The organism is Micromonospora sp. DT63 (assembly GCF_049841615.1).
GTDB lineage: Bacteria > Actinomycetota > Actinomycetes > Mycobacteriales > Micromonosporaceae > Micromonospora.
This window is the reverse complement of the sequence record NZ_JBNCKQ010000007.1, coordinates 160,099-179,551: the sequence shown is the minus strand read 5'-3', so window position 1 is coordinate 179,551 and position 19,453 is coordinate 160,099. Positions and strand designations below refer to the sequence as shown.

At 70.4% G+C, this 19,453-nt stretch carries 16 protein-coding genes and 1 pseudogene; 9 read left to right on the top strand and 8 right to left on the bottom strand.

The window, feature by feature from the left end; all coding sequences use genetic code 11:
• Positions 1-72: 72 nt before the first annotated feature.
• Positions 73-1,737: a glycoside hydrolase family 27 protein gene (locus ACLQ27_RS24825; protein ID WP_425868887.1), complete on the top strand. Its 1,665-nt coding sequence runs from the start codon at positions 73-75 to the stop codon at positions 1,735-1,737.
• A gap of 108 nt (positions 1,738-1,845) precedes the next feature.
• Here the strand turns inward: ACLQ27_RS24825 and ACLQ27_RS24820 are convergent.
• Positions 1,846-2,811: pseudogene (locus ACLQ27_RS24820) on the bottom strand (family 43 glycosylhydrolase); the annotation flags it as partial.
• 61 nt (positions 2,812-2,872) lie between these two features.
• Positions 2,873-3,898, bottom strand: a complete 1,026-nt coding sequence (locus ACLQ27_RS24815; RefSeq protein WP_234583979.1) for a LacI family DNA-binding transcriptional regulator — start codon at positions 3,896-3,898, stop codon at positions 2,873-2,875.
• 371 nt (positions 3,899-4,269) lie between these two features.
• Between ACLQ27_RS24815 and ACLQ27_RS24810 the strand changes: the two genes are divergently transcribed.
• The 5 genes from ACLQ27_RS24810 (at position 4,270) to ACLQ27_RS24790 (ending at position 9,360) form a co-directional block, all read left to right on the top strand.
• Positions 4,270-5,625 carry an ABC transporter substrate-binding protein gene (locus tag ACLQ27_RS24810; RefSeq protein ID WP_425868885.1) on the top strand — a complete coding sequence of 452 codons (1,356 nt, stop codon included), beginning with the start codon at positions 4,270-4,272 and terminating at the stop codon, positions 5,623-5,625.
• A complete protein-coding gene (locus tag ACLQ27_RS24805) occupies positions 5,622-6,593 on the top strand; it encodes a carbohydrate ABC transporter permease (RefSeq protein ID WP_234583976.1) in 972 nt (323 codons plus the stop codon). The genes ACLQ27_RS24810 and ACLQ27_RS24805 overlap by 4 nt, the downstream gene beginning before the upstream one ends.
• Positions 6,590-7,414, top strand: a complete 825-nt coding sequence (locus ACLQ27_RS24800; RefSeq protein WP_234583974.1) for a carbohydrate ABC transporter permease — start codon at positions 6,590-6,592, stop codon at positions 7,412-7,414. The genes ACLQ27_RS24805 and ACLQ27_RS24800 overlap by 4 nt, the downstream gene beginning before the upstream one ends.
• A gap of 3 nt (positions 7,415-7,417) precedes the next feature.
• The gene (locus ACLQ27_RS24795; RefSeq protein ID WP_425868882.1) at positions 7,418-8,572 is read left to right on the top strand and encodes a serine hydrolase domain-containing protein; all 1,155 of its coding nucleotides are present in this window, start codon (positions 7,418-7,420) and stop codon (positions 8,570-8,572) included.
• An 89-nt stretch (positions 8,573-8,661) separates the two neighbouring features.
• Positions 8,662-9,360, top strand: a complete 699-nt coding sequence (locus tag ACLQ27_RS24790; protein ID WP_357489718.1) for a GAF and ANTAR domain-containing protein — start codon at positions 8,662-8,664, stop codon at positions 9,358-9,360.
• An 87-nt stretch (positions 9,361-9,447) separates the two neighbouring features.
• Here ACLQ27_RS24790 and ACLQ27_RS24785 read toward each other — a convergent pair whose 3' ends face one another.
• Together ACLQ27_RS24785 and ACLQ27_RS24780 are read right to left on the bottom strand one after the other, a co-directional pair.
• Complete coding sequence (locus ACLQ27_RS24785; protein ID WP_425868880.1) at positions 9,448-10,776, bottom strand: hypothetical protein; 1,329 nt, start codon at positions 10,774-10,776, stop codon at positions 9,448-9,450.
• Positions 10,777-11,015: 239 nt separating this feature from the next.
• Positions 11,016-12,428 (bottom strand): endo-1,4-beta-xylanase, encoded by a 1,413-nt coding sequence (locus ACLQ27_RS24780; RefSeq protein ID WP_425868878.1) that lies wholly within the window; start codon positions 12,426-12,428, stop codon positions 11,016-11,018.
• Positions 12,429-13,151: 723 nt separating this feature from the next.
• Between ACLQ27_RS24780 and ACLQ27_RS24775 the strand changes: the two genes are divergently transcribed.
• From ACLQ27_RS24775 to ACLQ27_RS24765, 3 genes are read left to right on the top strand one after another with little or no spacing between them, the layout of a single operon-like run.
• Entirely contained in the window at positions 13,152-14,159 is a 1,008-nt protein-coding gene (locus ACLQ27_RS24775) for an ABC transporter permease (RefSeq protein WP_357489723.1), read from the top strand.
• A 40-nt stretch (positions 14,160-14,199) separates the two neighbouring features.
• Positions 14,200-15,252, top strand: coding sequence for an ABC transporter substrate-binding protein (locus ACLQ27_RS24770; RefSeq protein WP_234583968.1), 1,053 nt, complete (start codon positions 14,200-14,202; stop codon positions 15,250-15,252).
• On the top strand, positions 15,252-16,067 hold the full coding sequence (locus ACLQ27_RS24765) for an ATP-binding cassette domain-containing protein (protein WP_234583967.1): 816 nt from the start codon (positions 15,252-15,254) through the stop codon (positions 16,065-16,067). The genes ACLQ27_RS24770 and ACLQ27_RS24765 overlap by 1 nt, the downstream gene beginning before the upstream one ends.
• A 73-nt stretch (positions 16,068-16,140) precedes the next feature.
• Here the strand turns inward: ACLQ27_RS24765 and ACLQ27_RS24760 are convergent, their stop codons facing one another.
• From ACLQ27_RS24760 to ACLQ27_RS24745, 4 genes are all read right to left on the bottom strand, one after another.
• On the bottom strand, positions 16,141-16,863 hold the full coding sequence (locus tag ACLQ27_RS24760; RefSeq protein ID WP_234583961.1) for a FadR/GntR family transcriptional regulator: 723 nt from the start codon (positions 16,861-16,863) through the stop codon (positions 16,141-16,143).
• An 8-nt stretch (positions 16,864-16,871) separates the two neighbouring features.
• Entirely contained in the window at positions 16,872-18,266 is a 1,395-nt protein-coding gene (locus tag ACLQ27_RS24755) for an enolase C-terminal domain-like protein (RefSeq protein WP_425868875.1), read from the bottom strand.
• Positions 18,267-18,767: 501 nt separating this feature from the next.
• Complete coding sequence (locus ACLQ27_RS24750) at positions 18,768-19,175, bottom strand: arsenate reductase ArsC (protein WP_425868873.1); 408 nt, start codon at positions 19,173-19,175, stop codon at positions 18,768-18,770.
• A partial coding sequence (locus ACLQ27_RS24745) for an arsenic resistance protein (protein WP_425868871.1) occupies positions 19,172-19,453 on the bottom strand: 282 nt, incomplete at its 5' end. The genes ACLQ27_RS24745 and ACLQ27_RS24750, both read right to left, overlap by 4 nt.

Here is a 19,453-nt window from a genome sequence, read left to right as displayed (position 1 = left end):
GTAGACATCATGATGCCCGCCTCATCCGGGCGGCTGTCCCTGGTGGACGGCATCACGAAAGGATGCTCCCGTATGAAGCGAATCGTCCGAGCCCGTCACTGGGGGCGGGCAGCCGCGGCCGGGCTGCTCGTGGCCGCCGCCCTCGTCGGCCTCCGTGCCCCGGGAGCCCAGGCGTTGGAGAATGGCGTCGCCCGGACACCCCCGATGGGGTGGAACAGCTGGAACTCGTTCGGTTGCAACATCAACGAGGGGCTGATCCGCCAGACGGCCGACGCGATGGTCAGCAACGGCATGCGCGATCTCGGCTACCAGTACGTCGTGGTCGACGACTGCTGGTTCAACCCGAACCGCGACAGCTCGGGCAACCTCCAGGGCGACCCGACCCGCTTCCCGAGCGGGATGAAGGCGCTCGGCGACTACCTGCACGCCCGGGGGCTGAAGTTCGGCCTCTACCAGGTGCCGGTCGACAAGACCTGCGCCCAGTACTTCAACAGCTACCCGGGCGCGACCGGCAGCCAGGGCCACGAGGCGCAGGACGCCCGGCAGTTCGCCGCCTGGGGGGTCGACTACCTCAAGTACGACTGGTGCTCCCCGAACGGCAGCATCAGCGAGCAGGTCACCACCTTCGCGAAGATGCGTGACGCGCTGGCCGCGACCGGCCGGCCGATCCTCTACAGCATCAACCCCAACAGCATCCACGCCAAGACCGGTCCGCAGCGCAACTGGGGCGACGTGGCGAACATCTGGCGGACCACCGAGGACATCACCAACGCGTGGGACACCGGGCAGACCAACGGCTACCCGATGGGCATCCAGAACATCATCAACGTCAACGTCCCCCTGGCGCCGTACGCGCGGCCGGGTTCGTTCACCGACCCGGACATGATGGAGGTCGGCCGGGGCGGCATGAACGACACCGAGATGCGCAGCCACTTCGCGATGTGGGCCGTCATGGCGTCGCCGCTGATCGCCGGCAACGACGTGCGCAACATGAACTCCGCGACGCAGACCATCCTCAAGAACGGCAACCTGATCGCCATCAACCAGGACTCCCTCGGGTTGCAGGCCAGCCAGGTCTCGTTCGACGGCACCCGCCGCGTGCTCGCCAAGCGGCTCGCCAACGGTGACGTCGCCGTCGCCCTGCTCAACCAGGGCGGCTCGACGACGACGATCTCCACCACCGCCGCCGCAGTCGGCAAGTCCGGCAGCTCCTTCACCCTGGTGGAGGCCTGGAGCAACGCCACCACCACCAGCACGGGCAGCATCTCGGCCAGCGTCCCGGCGCACGGCACTGTGGTGTACCGGGTCAGCGGTGGCGGCACCAGCACCCCGCCGCCGACCACGCCGCCGCCCGCGACCACCTCCTTCGCGCTGGCCAGCGTCGCCTCGGGCCGCTGCCTGGACGTCCCGCAGAGCAACACCACCAACGGGACCCAGCCGGTGATCTGGGACTGCAACGGGGCAGCCAACCAGCGCTGGACCCTCAACGGCCAGACCCTCCAGGCGCTCGGCAAGTGCCTGGACGCGCCGACCAACGCCACGGCGGGCAGCAAGGCCCAGATCTGGGACTGCAACGGCGGGGCCAACCAGCGGTGGACCCTCAACTCGAACGGCACGATCAGCGGGGCGCAGTCCGGCCTGTGCGTCGACGTCAACAACAACGGGACCGCCAACGGGACCACGGTGCTTCTCTGGACCTGCACCGGGGCCGCCAACCAACGGTGGACCCAGCGCTGACGGTGGTGCCGATAGGTGCGGGCCGGGGCGCAGTCGCCCCGGCCCGGACCTGTGTCGTCGCGGTCCTGCCCTCGGTCGCCGGCTCGTCAGCCGGCGACCGGGTCAGGTTCAGGTCGCGGCCGCCGTCCTCGCCGGCTGGATCGTCAGCCCGGTCGACGCGTCGTAGCGCACCGGAACGGGGTCGGTGAGTTCACCGACGAACGACCCGTCGACGTGGTCGAGGAAGCCGATGAGCGACCAGTCGTCGGCCGGTCCGGGGACCAGTCGGGGCGCGTACAGGTGCGGGTGGGTGACCGGCCGGGCGGCCGCGATGTCCCACGGGCCGCGGACGCCCTGCCCGGTCGCCACCCAGATCCGGTGGTCGTCGCTCCGGGCGCCGGCTGTCGCGTCGGTGGAGAACAGCAGCAGAGGCTGCCCGTCGACGACCCCGACCTGGGGCACCTCCAGGTGACCGAACCCCGCCGGGGTCGACAGCGGCGGTCGGACGGTCCAGGTGAGCAGGTCGGGGGAGGTGGCGTGGCCGACGACGCCGCGCGTGCCCGTCGCTCCCGTGTTGGCGCGCGCCGTGATGAGCATGTGCCAGCCGTCGCCGTCCGGGTCGGGAAACACCCAGGGGTCGCGCCATGCCTGCTCGTACCACAGGTCGGTGTCGAGCAGCTCGTACCACGTCGGGTCGGCCTGCACGACGGGCCCGGACCCGTGCCGGTGCCAGGTGATCAGGTCGTCGGAGACGGCCAGACCGATCCGTTGGACGAGACCGTCCTCGGCTCGGGAGACCCCGGTGTAGTACAGGTACCACCGCCCGTCCGGGCCGCGGACCGTGCACCCGGTCCAGGTCGCGAGGTCGTCCCAGGCCGGCGCGTCGGCGGGGACCAGGGCGTCGGCGACCAGACGCCACGTGCGCAGGTCCGTCGAGACGGCGTGGCCGATCGAGGCACGGCGGTGGCGGCGGTGCGGGTCGTGCAGGGCGCGGGACGCGCGCAGGAAGAACACGTGCCAGAGGCCGTTGTCGTCCCGCGCGTACCAGCTGTCCCACACCCAGTGGTCGGCTAGACGAAGCATGGCCGGAAAACTAGCACTAAACCGGTTTAGCTGACGAGGGCGTCGCCCTCGCCCCGCTCTTCGGCGGCCCGGCTCAGCCGGCGGGGGGCGCGAGGGACCGGCGTCGGCGCAGCGGCATCGCGACGAGTGACGGCTCGGCGGCGCCGCCGTCGAGGAGCAACTCGACCGCGCGCCGCCCCATCTGCTCGTGGGGCAGCGCCGTGGTGGCCAGGCTGGGACGCAGCCAGGCGGCGATCGGGTCGTCGTCGAACGAGATCACCGAGATGTCGTCCGGAACGCTCAGGCCCGCCTCGCCGAGCGCCTGGTACGCGCCGAAGGCCAGCCGGTCGTTCATGCAGATGACCGCGCTGGGTCGCGACGGCCTGCTCAGGAGCCCGCGCATGGCGGCGTAGCCGTGCTCGGGCAACCACTCGGTGCAGAAGCACTCCGCGAGGAGGCTCACGCCCGCGTCGCCCAGCGCCTGCTGGATGCCCCGCAGGCGGGCCCGGGCGGCGAGAGAGACCTCCGGGTCGTCCTCCTTGAGCCGGTTGCGGCCGATCAGCGCGATGGCGTCGCGGTGGCCGTGCTCCAACAGGGCGGTGGCGACGGAGCGGCCGGCCCGGTCGTCGTCGGGAAGGACGCAGGGCAGGCCGTCTGCGCTGGTGGCGTTGAGCAGCACCACCGGGCCGCCGAGGATGGCCGGGGGCACCGTCAGCCGCCGGGTGGCCATGGCGGCGTAGATCACTCCGTCGACCTGTCGGTCGAGCATCGCCTCGATGGCGTACTGCTCGAACGTGGCGTCACCCTGCGTCTCGGTGATCAGCAGCACGTGGTCACGCTCGCGGGCCGCGTCGAGCGCGCCGCGGATGAGGCCGCCGGCGAAGCGGGTGGTGGCGACGATGTCGGAGACGAACGCGATGGTCGCGGTCTTGCGGGTACGCAGGCTGCGCGCCGCGAGGTTGGGCCGGTAGCCCAGCTCCTCGGCGGCGGCGAACACGCGCTGGTGTGCCTCGGCCGAGAGCCGCGTGCCCTCCCGGCCGTTGAGCACCATCGACGCGGCGGTCTTGGACAGCCCGGCTCGCCGCGCGACGTCGGCCAGGGTTGCTCTGTTGCGGCCCATCAGTCCTCCGAATCAGGCGCGGTGCCACGGGCCCCGCTCCTGCCCATCATGATGCGTCGGCGCGCGGAGGCTGGCCCCGGTCGGGTCGGGCGTGGTGTGACGTCGATGTTTCCGGACCGTTGCCAGGTTGTCCTTGACAGCCTCCCGTGTCACGCGCATGCTCTGCTAAATCAGTTTAGCGACCACTTTTGGCGCGTCTGGAGACGACGTCGGCCGCCGCGCCGAGGGTCAACTGTGGCCGAACGTCTGCCGGGGCCGGGCGACCCGCCACGACGTACCTGTCGTAGCGGTTCACCCGATCACGGTGGTCCGGTGGAGCCGTCGCGCGGCCCTGGGTCGCGGGACGCGCGGAGGAATCTAGGAGTCATGAAATGGCAGATTTGCTGACGAAAATCCCACGACGCAGAGCGCTCGTCCTCGCGCCGCTGCTGGTGATCGGGCTCGCCGCGACGGCGTGCAGCGCTCCGGGAGCCGACCGGTCGTCGACCGCCGGGCCCGACGCCGCCGTCAAGACCGACCTGGGCACCGCGCCGGTCAAGCTGGAGATGTACGCGGAGACCGGCTTCCCGCTGGCCAAGGCGCTCGCCGACGAGTTCACCAAGCAGCACCCGAACGTCACGTTCGCCATCCGTGAGGACCAGTTCACGGTGATCGTGGAGAACGCGCCCCGCGTCATGGCCTCGGACAACGCGCCGGACATCATCCGGCTCCCCACGATGGTCGACCTGGTGAAGGACGACCTGCTCAAGAACCTCGACCCGTACGTCAGCGCGTACGGCTGGGACAAGTTCCCGGCCTCGCAGCTCATGCAGCTGCGCGTCGGCGACGACACCCGGGGCACCGGCTCGCTCTACGGCATGGGGCTCGGCTACAGCGTCACCGGTGTCTTCTACAACAAGAAGCTGGCCAGCCAGGTCGGCATGACCCAGCCGCCGGCCACCGTCGCCGAGTTTGAACAGCTGCTGGCGAAGGCGAAGGCCGGCGGGGTCCAGCCGATCATGCAGTTCAACAAGAACACCGCGGGCATCAACTTCCCGCACCAGGCGCTGCAGAACCAGTTCGGCGACCCGGCCCAGGTCGCCGACTGGATCTTCCAGAAGCCGGGGGCCACCTTCGACACCCCGGCCGCGTTGAAGGCCACTCAGACCATCCAGAAGTGGGCCCAGGCCGGCTACTTCCCGAAGGACGCCAACGCCCTGGACTACGCGGGCATGGTGGGGCAGTTCCAGAAGGGCAACGGCCTGTTCATGTTCAACGGCGACTGGGAGTCGGCCAACCTCGACAAGGCGATGCCCGGCAATGTGGGCTTCTTCCTGTTCCCCGCCGAGACCGCCGGTGGCAAGCACGTCGCGATGTCCGCCCCCAACACCTTCGGCGTCTCGGCGAAGGCCAAGAATCCGGACACCGCCGCGTACTTCCTGAACTGGGTCCACACCAACGCCAAGGCGCGGGAGATCGCCGTGACGGTCGGCGGTTCCAGCCCGGGTGGTCCGAGCGACCTCCCGGTGCCGGCCGCGGCCCCGAACACGGTGCTGGCCGAGACCCTCAAGGCGGCGCAGCAGCTCGGGGCCGAGAACGGCGCGGTGGACTTCACCGCCAACGCGACCGGTGGCATCTTCGCCGCCGCCATCACGCCGGAAATGCAGAAGCTGGTCGCCGGCCAGCAGACGCCCGAGGGATACGTGAAGGCGGTCCAGGCCGAGTACGCGAAGGAACTGTCCCGATGACGTCTGCCCTCGGCAGCGCACCAACCGGGCGGGACGACCAGGTGTCGTCCACGGGCCGTCCCGCCCGTTCCACGTCCACGCGGGCCCACCGACGCCGGTGGGCCCGCGCGGCCGGAACCGGCTGGTTGTACGTCCTGCCCGCCCTGCTCATGTACGCGGTCTTCGTCCTGCGCCCTCTCGCCCTGACCGTCCAGTACTCGTTCTACGACTGGAACGGAATCGGCGTCGCCCGCTGGGCGGGCCTGGACAACTACGTCACCGTGTTCACCGACAGCGACCTTCTGAAGATCATCTCCAACGCGATCATCCTGATCGTCTTCTTCAGCCTCATCCCGGTCGCGCTCGGGCTGCTGGTGGCGAGCATGGTCCGCCGGATCACCACCGGCGCGTTCGGGACCGTCGTCCGGACGATCCTGTTCCTGCCGCAGGTCATCCCACTCGTCGCGGCCGGCATCGCGTGGAGTTGGCTGCTGTCGACCAACGGGCTGGTCAACCAGGTGTTGCGCGCACTCGGACTGGGTGGCCTCGCCCGCGCCTGGCTCGGCGACTTCGACACGGCGCTGCCCGCCGTCGGGGTGATCGGCGCCTGGGTACTGCTCGGTCTCTGCACGATCCTGCTGGTCACCGGCATGAGCAAGATCGATCCGGCGCTCTACGAGGCCGCCCGGCTGGACGGCGCGGGGCCGGTCCGCGAGTTCCTCGCGGTCACCCTGCCCAGCCTGCGCCAGGAGATCGGGGTCTGCCTCACCGTCACGATCATCGCCGCTCTGGCGAGCTTCGACATCGTCTACATCTCCACCAGCGGAGGCCCCGGTCTGCAGACCACAGTTCCCGGTCTGGAGATCTACCGCCTCGCCTTCTCGCAGCGTCAGGTCGGACTGGCCTCGGCGCTCGCCGTCGTGCTCATGCTGCTCGTGCTGGCGTTCGTGCTGCCGATCCAGCGACTGACCCGGGGGGAGAAACCGTGAACCTGAGCCGACGTGAGCAGGTGACCGGGCGGGTCTTCCTGATCGCCCTGATCCTCGTCACCCTGCTGCCGTTCGTGAGCATGCTCTCGGCCGCCCTGCAACCGCGCGGCACCGTGCCCGACGGGCTGGCCTGGCCGTCCGACCCGCAGTGGGGCAACTTCGCCGACGCGTTCACCGCCGCCAACATGGGCGCGCTGCTGCGCTCCAGCCTGCTCATCGTGGCCGGCGTCGTACCGGTGTCGGTGCTCATCGCCACCATGGCCGGCTTCGGGCTCGGTCAGCTGCGGGTGCCCGGCGGCCGGCTCGTCTTCGGCCTGCTGCTGCTCGGCCTCACCCTGCCGTTCGAGGCCGTGGTCACCCCGCTCTACTACCAGATGCAGGACTTCGGGCTGCTCAACACCCGGTGGGCCATCATCCTGCCGCTGATCGGCCTCTACATGCCGTTCGCGGTGTTCTGGATGCGCGCCCACTTCACCAACGTGCCGGTCGAGCTGTCCGAGGCCGCCCGGGTGGACGGCAGCAGCACCTGGCAGCTGTTCTGGCGGGTCCAGGTGCCGCTGGCCCGCCCGGCCATCGCGTCGCTGACGATCCTGATGTTCCTGTGGACGTGGAACCAGTTCCTGCTCGCGATCGTCCTCGTCGACGACGCCACCAAACGCACGATGGCCGGGGCGCTCGGCGCGTTCCAGGGCCAGTGGGGCACCGACCTGGTGCTGCTGTGCGCTGGTTCGCTGCTGATCCTCACCCCTACCCTCATCGTGTTCCTGATCTTCCAGCGACAGTTCATCAAGGCCCTGATCCAGGGCTCACTGAAGGGATAGGCAGTGGCCACGCAGCCGCAGATCCACGGCGACGTCGACGACCGCTACGGGCGCGTCGCCGACACGTTCCGCGACAACTTCACCTCCCGGGGCGAGGTCGGCGCCGCGGTCACCCTCTATGTGCGGGGCCGCAAGGTCGTCGACCTGTACGGCGGGCTGGCCGACGCCCGCACCGGAGCGCCCTGGACGGCGCACACGCCGGCCGTCGTCTTCTCCTGTACCAAGGGGCTCCTGGCGATCTGCGCGTACCTGCTGGTGCAGCAGGGGCGGCTGGACCTCGACGCGCCCGTGACGCGCTACTGGCCCGAGTTCGGCCAGCACGGCAAGGCGGACATCCCCGTACGCTCGCTGCTCACGCACCAGGCCGGCCTGCCGGCGCTGGACCGACAGCTGACCCTCGACGAGGTGCTCGCCTGGGATCCGGTCATCGCGGCGATCGAGGCGCAGACGCCGCTGTGGCAGCCGGGCACCGCGCACAGCTACCACTCGATGACCTACGGCTGGCTCATCGGCGAGGTCATCCACCGGGTCACCGGCCAGTTGCCCGGCGCGTACTTCCACGACACCCTCGCCCGGCCGCTGGGACTGCGGACCTGGCTCGGGCTCCCCGCCAGCGAGCGCGACACCGTCGCCTGGAATCTGGCGCCACCGCCGGACGCCGATCCCTTCGTCGACCCGGTCGCCGAGCGGGGCATCACCATGGGTGGCGCGTTCGCCTTCCCCGCCGACGCCGACGGTCTGGTCAGCTTCAACGACCCCGCCATCCAGGCCGCCGGGGTCCCGGGCGCGGGCGCGGTGAGCACCGCGGACGGTCTGGCGCGGGTCTACGCCGCCTGCGTGTCCGACCTCGGGGATGGCCCCCTGCTCACCGGGGCGTCGGTGGACGACGTCGTGGTCGTCCGCTCCCGGGGTCAGCAGCGACACGGCCCGCCCGACACCGGCCAGCGCTGGGGCAGCGGCTTCCTGCTGCACTCACCGCCGGCGCGGCCGCTGCTGGGGGAGCGCAGCTTCGGCCACGACGGCGCCGGCGGAAACCTCGGCTTCGCCGACGCGCGCCACGAGGTGGGCTTCGGTTACGTGGTCAACCAGATGTACGGCGCAGGCGACGAGCGCGCCAACCGGCTCACCGCTGCCGTCCGCTCCTGCCTCGACGGCTGAGCCGGCAGGCCCCGGTGTGAGTGGGCGCCGCAGGGGGTAGGCAGGACGTCGACGGCAGCCAACCAGCGAGATGCTGCCACTATCCGACGGTGGACCCCGCGCAGGCGCTTGCCGAGTTGAGCCGGATCAGACTCGACGAGATCAGCCTCGACGACATGCTGCTCCGGGTGGCCACGCTGGCCAACCGGAGTGTCCCCGGCGCCACGGAGGTCTCGGTCACCCTGGTCCGGGGTCGCCGGGGTTGGACCGCCGCGTCCACCGGCGATCTGGCCCGCGAGCTGGACGAGCGGCAGTACGAGCAGAATCGGGGCCCGTGCCTGGACGCCTCGGCCAGCGGCGGCACCATCTCCCTGCCGGACATGGCCATCGAACAGCGCTGGCCGCAGTGGGCGCAGCGGGCGCGTGACGTCGGCGTGGGCAGCTCGTTGTCGATCGGGCTGCCGATCCAGGAGTCGGTGGTGGGGGCGCTCAACGTCTACGGCGGCACGGCGCACGCCTTCGATCCACCGGCGGTCGCGGTCGCGGAACACTTCGCCGCGTACGCGGCGGTGGCGCTGGCCAACGCCCACCTGTACGACAGCGCCGCCACCCTCGCGGAGCAGTTGCGGGAGGCGATGCGCAGTCGCGCGGTGATCGAGCAGGCCAAGGGGATCATCATGGGGGAGCGGCGGTGCACGCCGGACGAGGCGTTCGCGTTGCTGTCGAAGATCTCCCAGGACACCAACCGCAAGGTGCGTGACGTCGCGGAGGCGCTGGTCGCCAGGGTGGCCCAGCGGGCTCGGGTGTGAGCCCCGGTTCAGCCGAGCAGGATGGCGACACCGCGTGCTCCCCGGCGGCGGGTCGCCGGGGAGCACGCACTCCGTGCGCCGCGGCGATCAGTCGCCCGCCGTGGCCGGCTTGCTCTGGCCGAGCAGCCAGCGCAGGATGCCGCTGTCGGAGTAGGTCGGACCGAACGCCGCGTGGTAGTCCGGCAACGAGAACGCCGCGTCGGCGTACTCGGTGTAGTGCACCAGCGCTTCCGCCTGCTCCGGGCTCTTGCCCCGGGCCACGTACGCCTGTCGCAGCAGCGCCGAGGAGTTCCGCGCGCCGGTGACGTTGAGCAGGTGGTCGTGCTCGCCGTGGGTGATCCAGAGCGGCACCTCGGCCGCGGCGATGGCGGTCGCCTGCGTGGCGTTGACCGGGAACCCGCCGGTCACCAGCCCGCCGGCGAACAGGTCCGGCCGCTTGGCGAACGCCTCCCACAGCAGTTGGGAGCCGTACGACACAGTTGTCGCGTACACCCGGCGGGTGTCCACGGCGAAGTCGCGGACGAACGTGTCGAGCAGCTTGACCAGCAGGTCGGCCTCGGCGGCCCCACCCACCCGCTGGTGCTGCGGCGCCAGGACGATCACGTCCTCGGTGCTGCCCGTCCGGCTGGGTTGCAGCCACGCGGTCGCCGGGATGTCGGCGGCGAGTTGGACGCCGAGGTTGTCGCCGTCCCAGCCCATGCCGTGACCGGGCAGCACGACCATCAGCGGGTACCGGCGGCCGGGCTGGTAGTTCCTCGGCAGGTGGTAGTGGTACGGCAGCACCATTCCGCCGCTGAGGAAGGAGCCGTAGGTGAACTCGTCGACCAGTTGGTTGACCGGCTTCTCGGTGACCGGACGGGACTCGCGCGGCGTCGCCCGGGCGAGCACCGGCCCCTTGCCGGCCCCGCGACCGGGCTGGCCGTGCACGTCACGGCGCTGGACCACACGGGTCGGCAGGTCGGGGTTGACCTTCACGGTGCACAGGAACGTCGGGCACTTGGAGACGATGACCGTCCACCCGCCCGGGTCGTCCGGGTCCAGCTCGACGATGACGTACCTGCCGGGGGCCGACCGATGGTCGCCCCGGGTGGACGGCACGCCGTTGGTGTAGGTGTGCGTGACGGTCCGGTCGGCGAGCTTCGGCAGGTCCTCGATCGGATTGAAGCGGAAGTTGTAGATCGTGTCGGCGACCGTGAAGGTGGAGTTGTCGAGGGTGCGGGGGTTGACCGTCGCGCTGTACTCGATCGCCACCGCGGAGACCTTCTGGCCGTACGTCTGGACGGTCGTGATCGGGGTGATGCTGCGGATGGCGTCCCCGCCACCCGGACCGCCGCCCGGGCTTCCGTACGCCGTGCCTGCGGCGGCGGTCAGAACGAGGGTGGCGAGCAGTGGTATCAGCCCTCTGCGCAGTCTCATGTGACTCCCTTCCCGACGGCGCACCCGCCCGCAGGCGCCGTACCGACGAGAGGAAGGACCGGAGCGGGTCGCCGCTAAACTGATTTAGCAGAGCATGGTGCCGCCCTGGACAAGTGTCAATACTCAGGTGGACGACGACGTCGACATGATCGACGGCCGGAACGGACGGCACCCCCGGGGCGCGCGGCAGGTCCGCGACGCCCCGGGGGTGCCGGGGTGGTGAGCTGAGCGAGGACGGATCAGCTCGCGGTGCAGGTGGGGGTGCCGGACGGGCTGGCGCCAGTGCCCTGGAAGCCGAACTCGGTGCTGGCTCCCGCGCCGACCTGGCCGTTGTAGTCGACGTTGCGGAAGTCCACAGTGCCCGACGAGCCGCTGGCCTGCGCGCTCCAGGTGTTGGTGACGGCGGTGCCCGAGGGCAGCGTGACCCGGACCGTCCAACCCCGCAGCGCCGACGAACCGGCGGTGACCTTGACGGTGGCGACGAAGCCGCCGTTCCAGGAGTTCAGCGACACCGAGGCCGAGCATCCGTCACCGGTCGGCGGCGGAGTGGTGGGCGGCGGGGTCGTGGGCGGCGGCGTGGTGGGCGGCGGGGTCGTCGGCGGCGGAGTGGTCGGAATGGGCGTTCCGGAGTTCAGGGCGTTGAGGACGGACGTGTACGCCGCCTTCTTGTTGCCCGAGCGGTCGAACAGCAGTGGGTTGTCGTTGCCGCGCCACGAGTCGCTGTCCCGGACACCCCAGACGGTGATGCCCGTGCAGCGGGAAATGGCCAGGCATGCCCGCGTCACCTGGGCGTAGGCGTTGGCCTGGTTGGAACCCTGGGTGATGTCCAGCTCGGTGATCTGCACGTCGACGCCGAGGTCGGCGAAGCGCTGGAGGTTGGCCTGGTAGTCACTGGCCAACGTGGTGCCGAGGTGGGACTGGAAGCCGACGCAGTCGATCGGTACGCCGCGGGACTTGAAGTCGCGCACCATGTTGTAGATGCCTGTCGACTTCGCGTTGATGCCGTCGGTGTTGTAGTCGTTGTAGCAGAGCTTCGCGCCCGGGTCCGCGGCGCGGGCGGCGCGGAACGCCGCCTCGATCCAGTCGTTGCCGGTGCGTTGCAGGTTCGAGTCCCGTCGCCCGCCGCTGCCGCCGTCGGCGAACGCCTCGTTCACCACGTCCCAGGCGTAGATCTTGCCCCGGAAGTGGGTGGCGACCTGGGTGACGTGGTTGATCGCGGCGTTACGCAGCGCGGTGCCGGACAGGCTCTGCGCCCAACCCGGCTGCTGCTGGTACCACAGCAGCGTGTGGCCGCGGACGATCATGCCGTGCGCCTGGGCGTGGGCGACGATCTGGTCCCCGCCGCTGTAGCTGAACCGGCCCTGCTGCGGCTCGGTGGCGTCCCACTTCATCTCGTTCTCGGGAGTGAGCTGGTTGAACTCCCGGTTCACGATGGTGGCGAACTGGCTGTCGGACAGCTTGAAGGCGGGCACCGCCGCGCCGTAGTAACGGCCCTTCTCGGCCGCCGAAGCGCCCAGAGTGGTGCCGGCGTTGGCGGCCGAGGTCACCGCCACCGTCGCGGCGACCGCCGCGAGGGTGGCCGCGAGTGGCATCAGCACCCGACGGCCCCGGAACCGGGGTCGCGGTGCGCGTTCGTCGGGGATCTTGTCCATGGTCCTGCCTTTCGAGGTGGTGGCGGCCGGAGTCGAGGGGTCGCTGCCGGACCGGTGGTGGGCCGCCCGTGGGAAACGCGCGGGGCGGATGTGGGCGAGCCCGGGACGGTGCGACAGGTCGCCGACGGCGATGCCTGCGGGCGGACGTCATGACGGAGCGACCGCGTGCGGTCGCGGGAACACGGCGTACGCCGAACAGGTGTGGCTCGGACAGGTCACCGACCGTCGACCGGGTCGCGGGACCCGATGCCCTTCGAGGTGTCGGCAACTCCGAGTGGGAGGGACGTGCCCTCGACTCCTTGGCGGAACATAGCATGTTATCGATAACATGCTCAAGGTGAGCGGTGGTCGGGCAGCGCGACTCTGCGGCGATGACGCTCACCCGGCGGCGGTCAGGCGTTATCGCTAACAGTGGCCTGATGCGACGGTGGTCGGCAGGACCTGTGCCGCAGCCCTTCGCAGGCAACGCTTTTTTGGTCCGACGTATGGTGCGCGAAACGTCCATAACGATGCCACAACATGGCGGTAAGACCTTGGCAACATGAGCGTGACCATGGCAAGGTAACGCCTGATCGCAGGAAACATCCGATCTATCGCGCAGGCGCTGCGGGGAGTGGCCCGTGTGTGACGTCCTGGGGAGGTCCGGTTGGAAAGGAATGCGTCGATCACCGGCGGGGACGTAAGTCGAGCCGGTGGCACAGTGGACGAGAGCCGGGGTCGGCGATGAGTGCGGCCGAGGCGACCGCGGAGCCCCAGGGCGGCGCGCTCAACGACTGGTTGCGGGAGCGCATCTCCCACGCGCTCAGTGAGTTCACGGCGGCCACCGCGCTCGTCGTCCTGTTCATCGCGTTGAGCTTCGCCAGTCCCTACTTCCTGACGGCCGACAACCTGTTCAACATCGGCGCGCAGACCGCGGTGATCGCCATCATCGCCACCGCGCAGACGATGGTCATCATCACCCGGGGCATCGACCTGTCGGTCGGCTCGGTCGCCGCGCTCGCCGGCGTGGCGGGAGCGATGGTCGTCCGTGACCTGGGTTTCGGGCTCCTGGCGGCGACGGCTGTCGCGATCGGTGTCGGTGCCCTGGCCGGGCTGCTCAACGGCCTGCTGGTGACCGTCGCCCGGATACCCCCGTTCATCGCGACGCTGGGGACGATGTCGGTCGGCCGTGGCCTGGTGTTCATCATGACCGGCGCGGTCGGCGTCTACGGTCTGCCCCGGTCGTTCCAGCTGCTCGGCAACGGCGAGATCATCGGTATCCCGTTCGCCGTGGTGATCACCGCGGTGGTCGCCGTCGGGGTCGCGTTCCTGCTCTCGCAGACCCGCTTCGGGCAGTACACCTACGCCATGGGGTCCAACCTGGAGGCCGCCCGTCGCTCGGGCATCGGGGTGGGCCGCCACCTGACCTACGTGTACGTCCTGGCGGGTGTGCTGGTCGGTCTGGGCGGCATGATCGCCGCCTCGAGGGTCAACTCCGGCCAGCCGAACTACGGCATCTCGTTGGAACTCGACGTCATCGCGGCCGCGGTCATCGGCGGCGCCAGCCTGTTCGGGGGGCAGGGCCGGATCGTCGGGACCATCATCGGCGCCTTCCTCATCGCCCTGGTCCGCAACGGCGCCGTCCTGCTCGACATCAGCATCCACTACCAGCAGGTGATCGTCGGCCTGATCATCTGGGCCGCCGTCTACTTCGACCAGTACCGCCGTCGGCGGCTGGAGTCACGGGGCTGACATGCCGTTCCCGGAGTTCGACAGAGGAAGGACGCACACCATGTCACACACCACCACCAGCCGACGGCCACGAGGGCGTCTTCTGCGCGCACAGGTCATCGTCGCCGTCGCCGCGGCGACCGCTCTGCTCAGCGCCTGCGGCGGAGTCGAGGTCCGCGACGGAGGCGACGGCGCGACCAAGGACGCGGCCGGGCCGCTGAAGCTCGCCGTCGTGCCGAAGGCTGTCGGGGCCGACTACTGGAACACGGTGAAGGCGGGTGCCGAGTGCGCCGCGCAGCGCGCCGGTGACGTCACGGTCCAGTGGGACGGGGTGACCACCGAGACGGACGTCGAGGGTCAGGTCAACCTGATCCAGAACTTCGTCACCAAGAAGGTCGACGGCATCGTCTACGCGGCCACCGACTCCCGCGCGTTGGCGCCGGCCACCGACCAGGCGCTCGGCGCCGACATCCCGGTCGCGATGATCGACTCGGGGACCAGCCCGCAGCCGTCGGGCGTGCCGCTCTTCGCCACCGACAACAAGGCGTCGGCCGTCGAGGCGGCCAAGCTGCTCGCCACCGAACTGGGCCCCGGCAACCACGACGTGGCGCTCGTGGAGTTCCAACCCGGCTCGCAGACCAACACCGAGCGGGTCGACGGCTTCAAGGCCGGCCTCGCGCAGTTCCCCAACCTCAAGCTGGTCGGGCAGCAGCCAAGCCGCAGTGACGTCAACGAGGCGCGGCGGGTGACCGAGAACATCCTCACCGCCAACCCCAACCTCGCCGGCATCTTCGCGGCCAACGAGCCGAGCGTCCTCGGGGCCGCGCAGGCCATCCAGGCGGCCGGCAAGTCCGGCAAGGTGGTCATCATCGGGTGGGACGCCGCCCCCGACGAGATCGCCGGACTGCGCAACGGCCAGATCTCGGCGCTGGTCGTGCAGAACCCGTTCAAGATGGGCTACTTCGGCGTCGACAAGATGGTCAAGCACCTTCGGGACAAGGCGCCGCTGGCGTCCGCGGACACCGGCGTCACGTTCGTCACCAAGAAGAACATCGACTCGGCGGAGATCAAGGCGGTGCTCGAGCCCAGCTGCGCCAACCCCCCGGTGCAGTGATGGACGCCGCCCCAACCACCACCGTCGGGACCGACCAGCCGGCCGCCGGCGAACCGCCGGTCCTCGAAGCCCGTGGCATCGTCAAGCGGTTCGGCCACGTCGAGGCGCTGCGCGGCGCGGACTTCACCGTCGGCAAGGGCGAGGTCGTCGCCCTCATCGGCGACAACGGCGCCGGAAAGAGCACGCTGATCAAGACGCTGTCCGGTGTGCACCCTCCCGACGAGGGTGAGATCCGGGTGGGTGGTCGTCCCGTCCACTTCGCGACGCCGGTGGACGCCCGGCGCGCGGGGGTGGAGACCGTCTACCAGGATCTCGCGGTCGCCGACGATCTCAGCGTCGCCGCCAACCTCTACCTCGGGCGGGAGATCCTGCGCTCGGGGCCGCTGGGCCGGCTGGGGCTGCTCGACAAGCGCGCCATGCGCCAGGGTGCCGCCGCGGCCCTCGCCGAGCTGGGCGTGCGGATTCCGCGGGTCACCACGCCGATCGCGATGCTGTCCGGTGGGCAGCGGCAGTGCGTGGCGGTGGCGCGGGCGATCATCTGGGCGACGAACGTGGTCATCCTCGACGAGCCGACCGCGGCGCTGGGCGTCGTGCAGACCGGGCGGGTGCTCGACGTCGTCCGCCGGGCCCGTGACGCTGGCATGTCCGTGGTGCTGGTCAGCCACAACATGCCACAGGTGCTCGAGATCGCCGATCGGGTGGAGGTGCTGCGCCTGGGCCGACGGGCGGCCCGACTGCGTGCCGACGAGGTCACCACCGACGACCTGGTCGCGGCGATGACCGGCAGCACCGGCGCGGAGCGGGACGAGCGGTGACGGCGGTCGCCCGCCCGTGACCGGGCGCGGGGGACCGGCATCGGTTCCCTTGGCGCGCGGAGCGGGCGGGCGATCACTGCGCCTGCGCGTCGACGCCCGTCTCGCTCTCGTCGGGCAACCCCTGTAGCGATTCCTCCACACCGATCAGGTGGTTGGCCATCCGGGTGCGGGCCCGCTCCGGGTCGCGCGCCCGCAGGGCCTTCAGGATCGCCACGTGCTCGTCGTGGGTACGCCGGTCCGCGCCCTCCTCGTGCAGGCTCCGCCAGAGTCGCCCGCGGAGGGTGCGCCCGGCGAACGCCTCGATCAGGCCGATGAGCACCGGATTGTCGGCGTGCGCGGCGATGATCCGGTGGAACGCGATGTCGATTTCCATGATCCGCTCGTGGTCCTGCGGCGACCGACCGGCGATCCGGGCCGCCTCGTCGAGCAGTTCCCCGGCCTGGGCGAGGGCCTCGTCGGTGATCCTGGTCGCCGCCAACCGGGCGGCCTCGCACTCCAGCAGGCGGCGGACGGTGTGGATGTGCCGCCCGTCGCCCTGGCCCTGGAAGTCGACGACGAAGCCCATCGGGGCGAGCAGCTGCGGCGCGTCGAGGTTGGTGACGTACGTGCCGTCGCCCTGACGGATGTTGACGATGCCGAGGATCGACAGCGCCGACATGCCCTCGCGCAGCGATCCCCGCGAGACGCCGAGGGACTCGGCGAGATCCTTCTCGATGGGCAGCCGATCCCCGGGCTTGAACGTCCCTTCGAGGATCATCCGCTTGATGCCGTTCACCACTTCGTCGGTGCGGGACATGACACCTCCTAGCGGCCGGCGGGGGTGGCCGTCCCACCCGCGATGACGTACGGCTCCGGAGATGACACCGTAGCCGGGTCTGCCGTGGCCCAGTAGAGGCCGTCGGGGAACCGGTACCGCGCGATCGATTCGGGGTGCATCCGGGTGGAGTAGCCGGGCGTGCTGGGCAGAACGTAACCGCTGCCCCAGCCGGTGTCCCGGACGACACACGGGTCGGTGAAGTGCTCGTGCAGGTGGTCGACGAACTCGGTCACCCGGCCGGTGAGATCCCCCGAGATCGCGACGTAGTCGAGCACCGACACGTGTTGCACCATCTCGCAGAGCCCGACGCCGCCGGCGTGCGGGCACACCGGGACGTCGAACTTCGCGGCGAGCAGCAGCACGGCGACGATCTCGTTGATGCTGGCCAGCCGACCGGTGTCCAACTGGCAGAAGTCGATGGCCTCGGCCTGGAACAGCTGCTTGAACATCACCCGGTTGTGGCAGTGCTCGCCGGTGGCGACGCCGACGGGTGCGACGGCACGGCGGACGGCCGCGTGGCCGAGGATGTCGTCCGGGCTGGTCGGCTCCTCGATCCACAGTGGGGAGAACTGGGCGAGGGCCTTGACCCACTCGATGGCCTGGTCGACGTCCCACACCTGGTTGGCGTCGATCATCAGGTTGCGGTGCGGGCCGAGGATCTCCCGGGCGATCCGGCACCGCCGGATGTCGTCCTCGAGGTCGGCGCCGACCTTGAGCTTGACGTACCCGTAGCCGGAGTCGACTGCCTCCTGGCACAGCCGGCGCAGCTTGTCGTCGCCGTAGCCGAGCCAGCCCGCCGAGGTGGTGTAGGCCGGGTAGCCGGTGCGCCCCAACTCGGCCAGACGGTCGGCCTTCGTGCCCTGCTTGGCGCGCAGGATGGCCAGCGCCTCGTCCCGGGTCAGCGCGTCGGACAGGTAGCGCAGGTCGGCGACGTCGACGAGTTGCTCGGGGGACATGTCGGTGAGCAGCCGCCACAGCGGCTTGTCCGCGAGTCGCGCGGCCAGATCCCAGGCCGCGTTCAGCACTGCCGCCAACGACAGGTGGATGACGCCCTTCTCCGGCCCGAGCCAGCGCAGCTGGGAGTCGGAGGTGAGCAGGCGGTAGACGGCCCCCATGTCGGCGGCCATCGTCGTCACGTCCATGCCCACCAGGCGGTGGGCCTGGTGCACCGCCGCCGCGACGACGATGTCGTTGCCCCGACCGATGGTGAAGGTGAGGCCGTGACCGGCCAGCGGCACGCCGGCGCTGTCGACGCCGTCGGTGTGCAGGATGACGTAGGCCGCCGAGTAGTCGCCGTCCTTGTTCATGGCGTCGGACCCGTCAGCGGTCAGCGAGGTGGGGAAGCGGACGTCCTCGACGGTGACGCCAGTGATCTGCGGCATGCGCTCCTCGCCCGACTAGGCTAAAGATCTGATGATCATTTGGAGTATACGGAGGCTCGATCGGGTGCGTCAACGACATCGATCGACCTGTGCCGATATAGATCTAATGTTTTATGCTCGTGGGCGGCCTCCGGTGACCGCGTCTGTTCCTCGCCCGTCGGGGCGTCCGCCCGGCCCGTCGGACGAACGGACGCGTCGGGGTTGCGACGGGTGTCGGGTTGCGCCGGCGCTGCTTGCCGACCCTCCCGCAGGCCGGTCGACCTGCTCCGCCACGCTGCGGACCGGTTCGCACGGCACCGCCCCGGCCGGAGCCGGGCGGTGCCACGAACATCGGCGGGGCACGATGAAGATTAGATGTTCACCGCGATGATCGACGTCTGCTGCCCGAGGCCGCACCGGTGCCGCTGAGGCGATACATCACATCTATGTGGACGCCGGAAGCCGTCGGTGGGTCGCGTCGTGGCACTGGCCCGCAGTACCGCGTGTCGGCCTCGTCCGTGCTCAGGCGGGGGCGGTCAGCTCGGCGACGAGTCGCTCCACCCGGACCCGGATGTCGTCGCGGATCGGGCGGACGGCGTCGACGCCCTTGCCGGCCGGGTCGTCGAGCTTCCAGTGCTCGTAGCGCCGGCCCGGAAAGACCGGGCAGGCGTCGCCGCAGCCCATCGTCACGATGACGTCGGAGGACTCCGCAGTGGCGTACTCCAGGAGGGTGGGGGTCTGGTTGGTGATGTCGATGCCGACCTCGCGCATGGCCTGGACGGCGGCGGGGTTGATCGTCTCGGCCGGGGCGGAGCCGGCCGAGCGGACCTCGACGGCGTCGCCGGCGAGGTGGCGCAGCCAGCCGGCGGCCATCTGGGAGCGACCGGCGTTGTGGACGCAGACGAACAGGACACTCGGTTTGTCGCTCATCGGGACGCCTCTCGGTCAAGGGGTGGGGTGAAGAAGCGGCGGCGAGCCCAGAGCGAGACGTGGACGAGGCCGACCAGCACGGGCACCTCGATCAGCGGTCCGACGACCACGGCGAGCGCCTGACCGGAGGCCACGCCGAAGGTGCCGATCGCGACGGCGATGGCGAGTTCGAAGTTGTTGCCGGCAGCGGTGAACGCGAGGGTGGTCGTGCGCGGGTAGCCGAGGCGGAGCGCCCGGCCGAGGGCGTACGAGCCGGCCCACATCAGCGCGAAGTATAC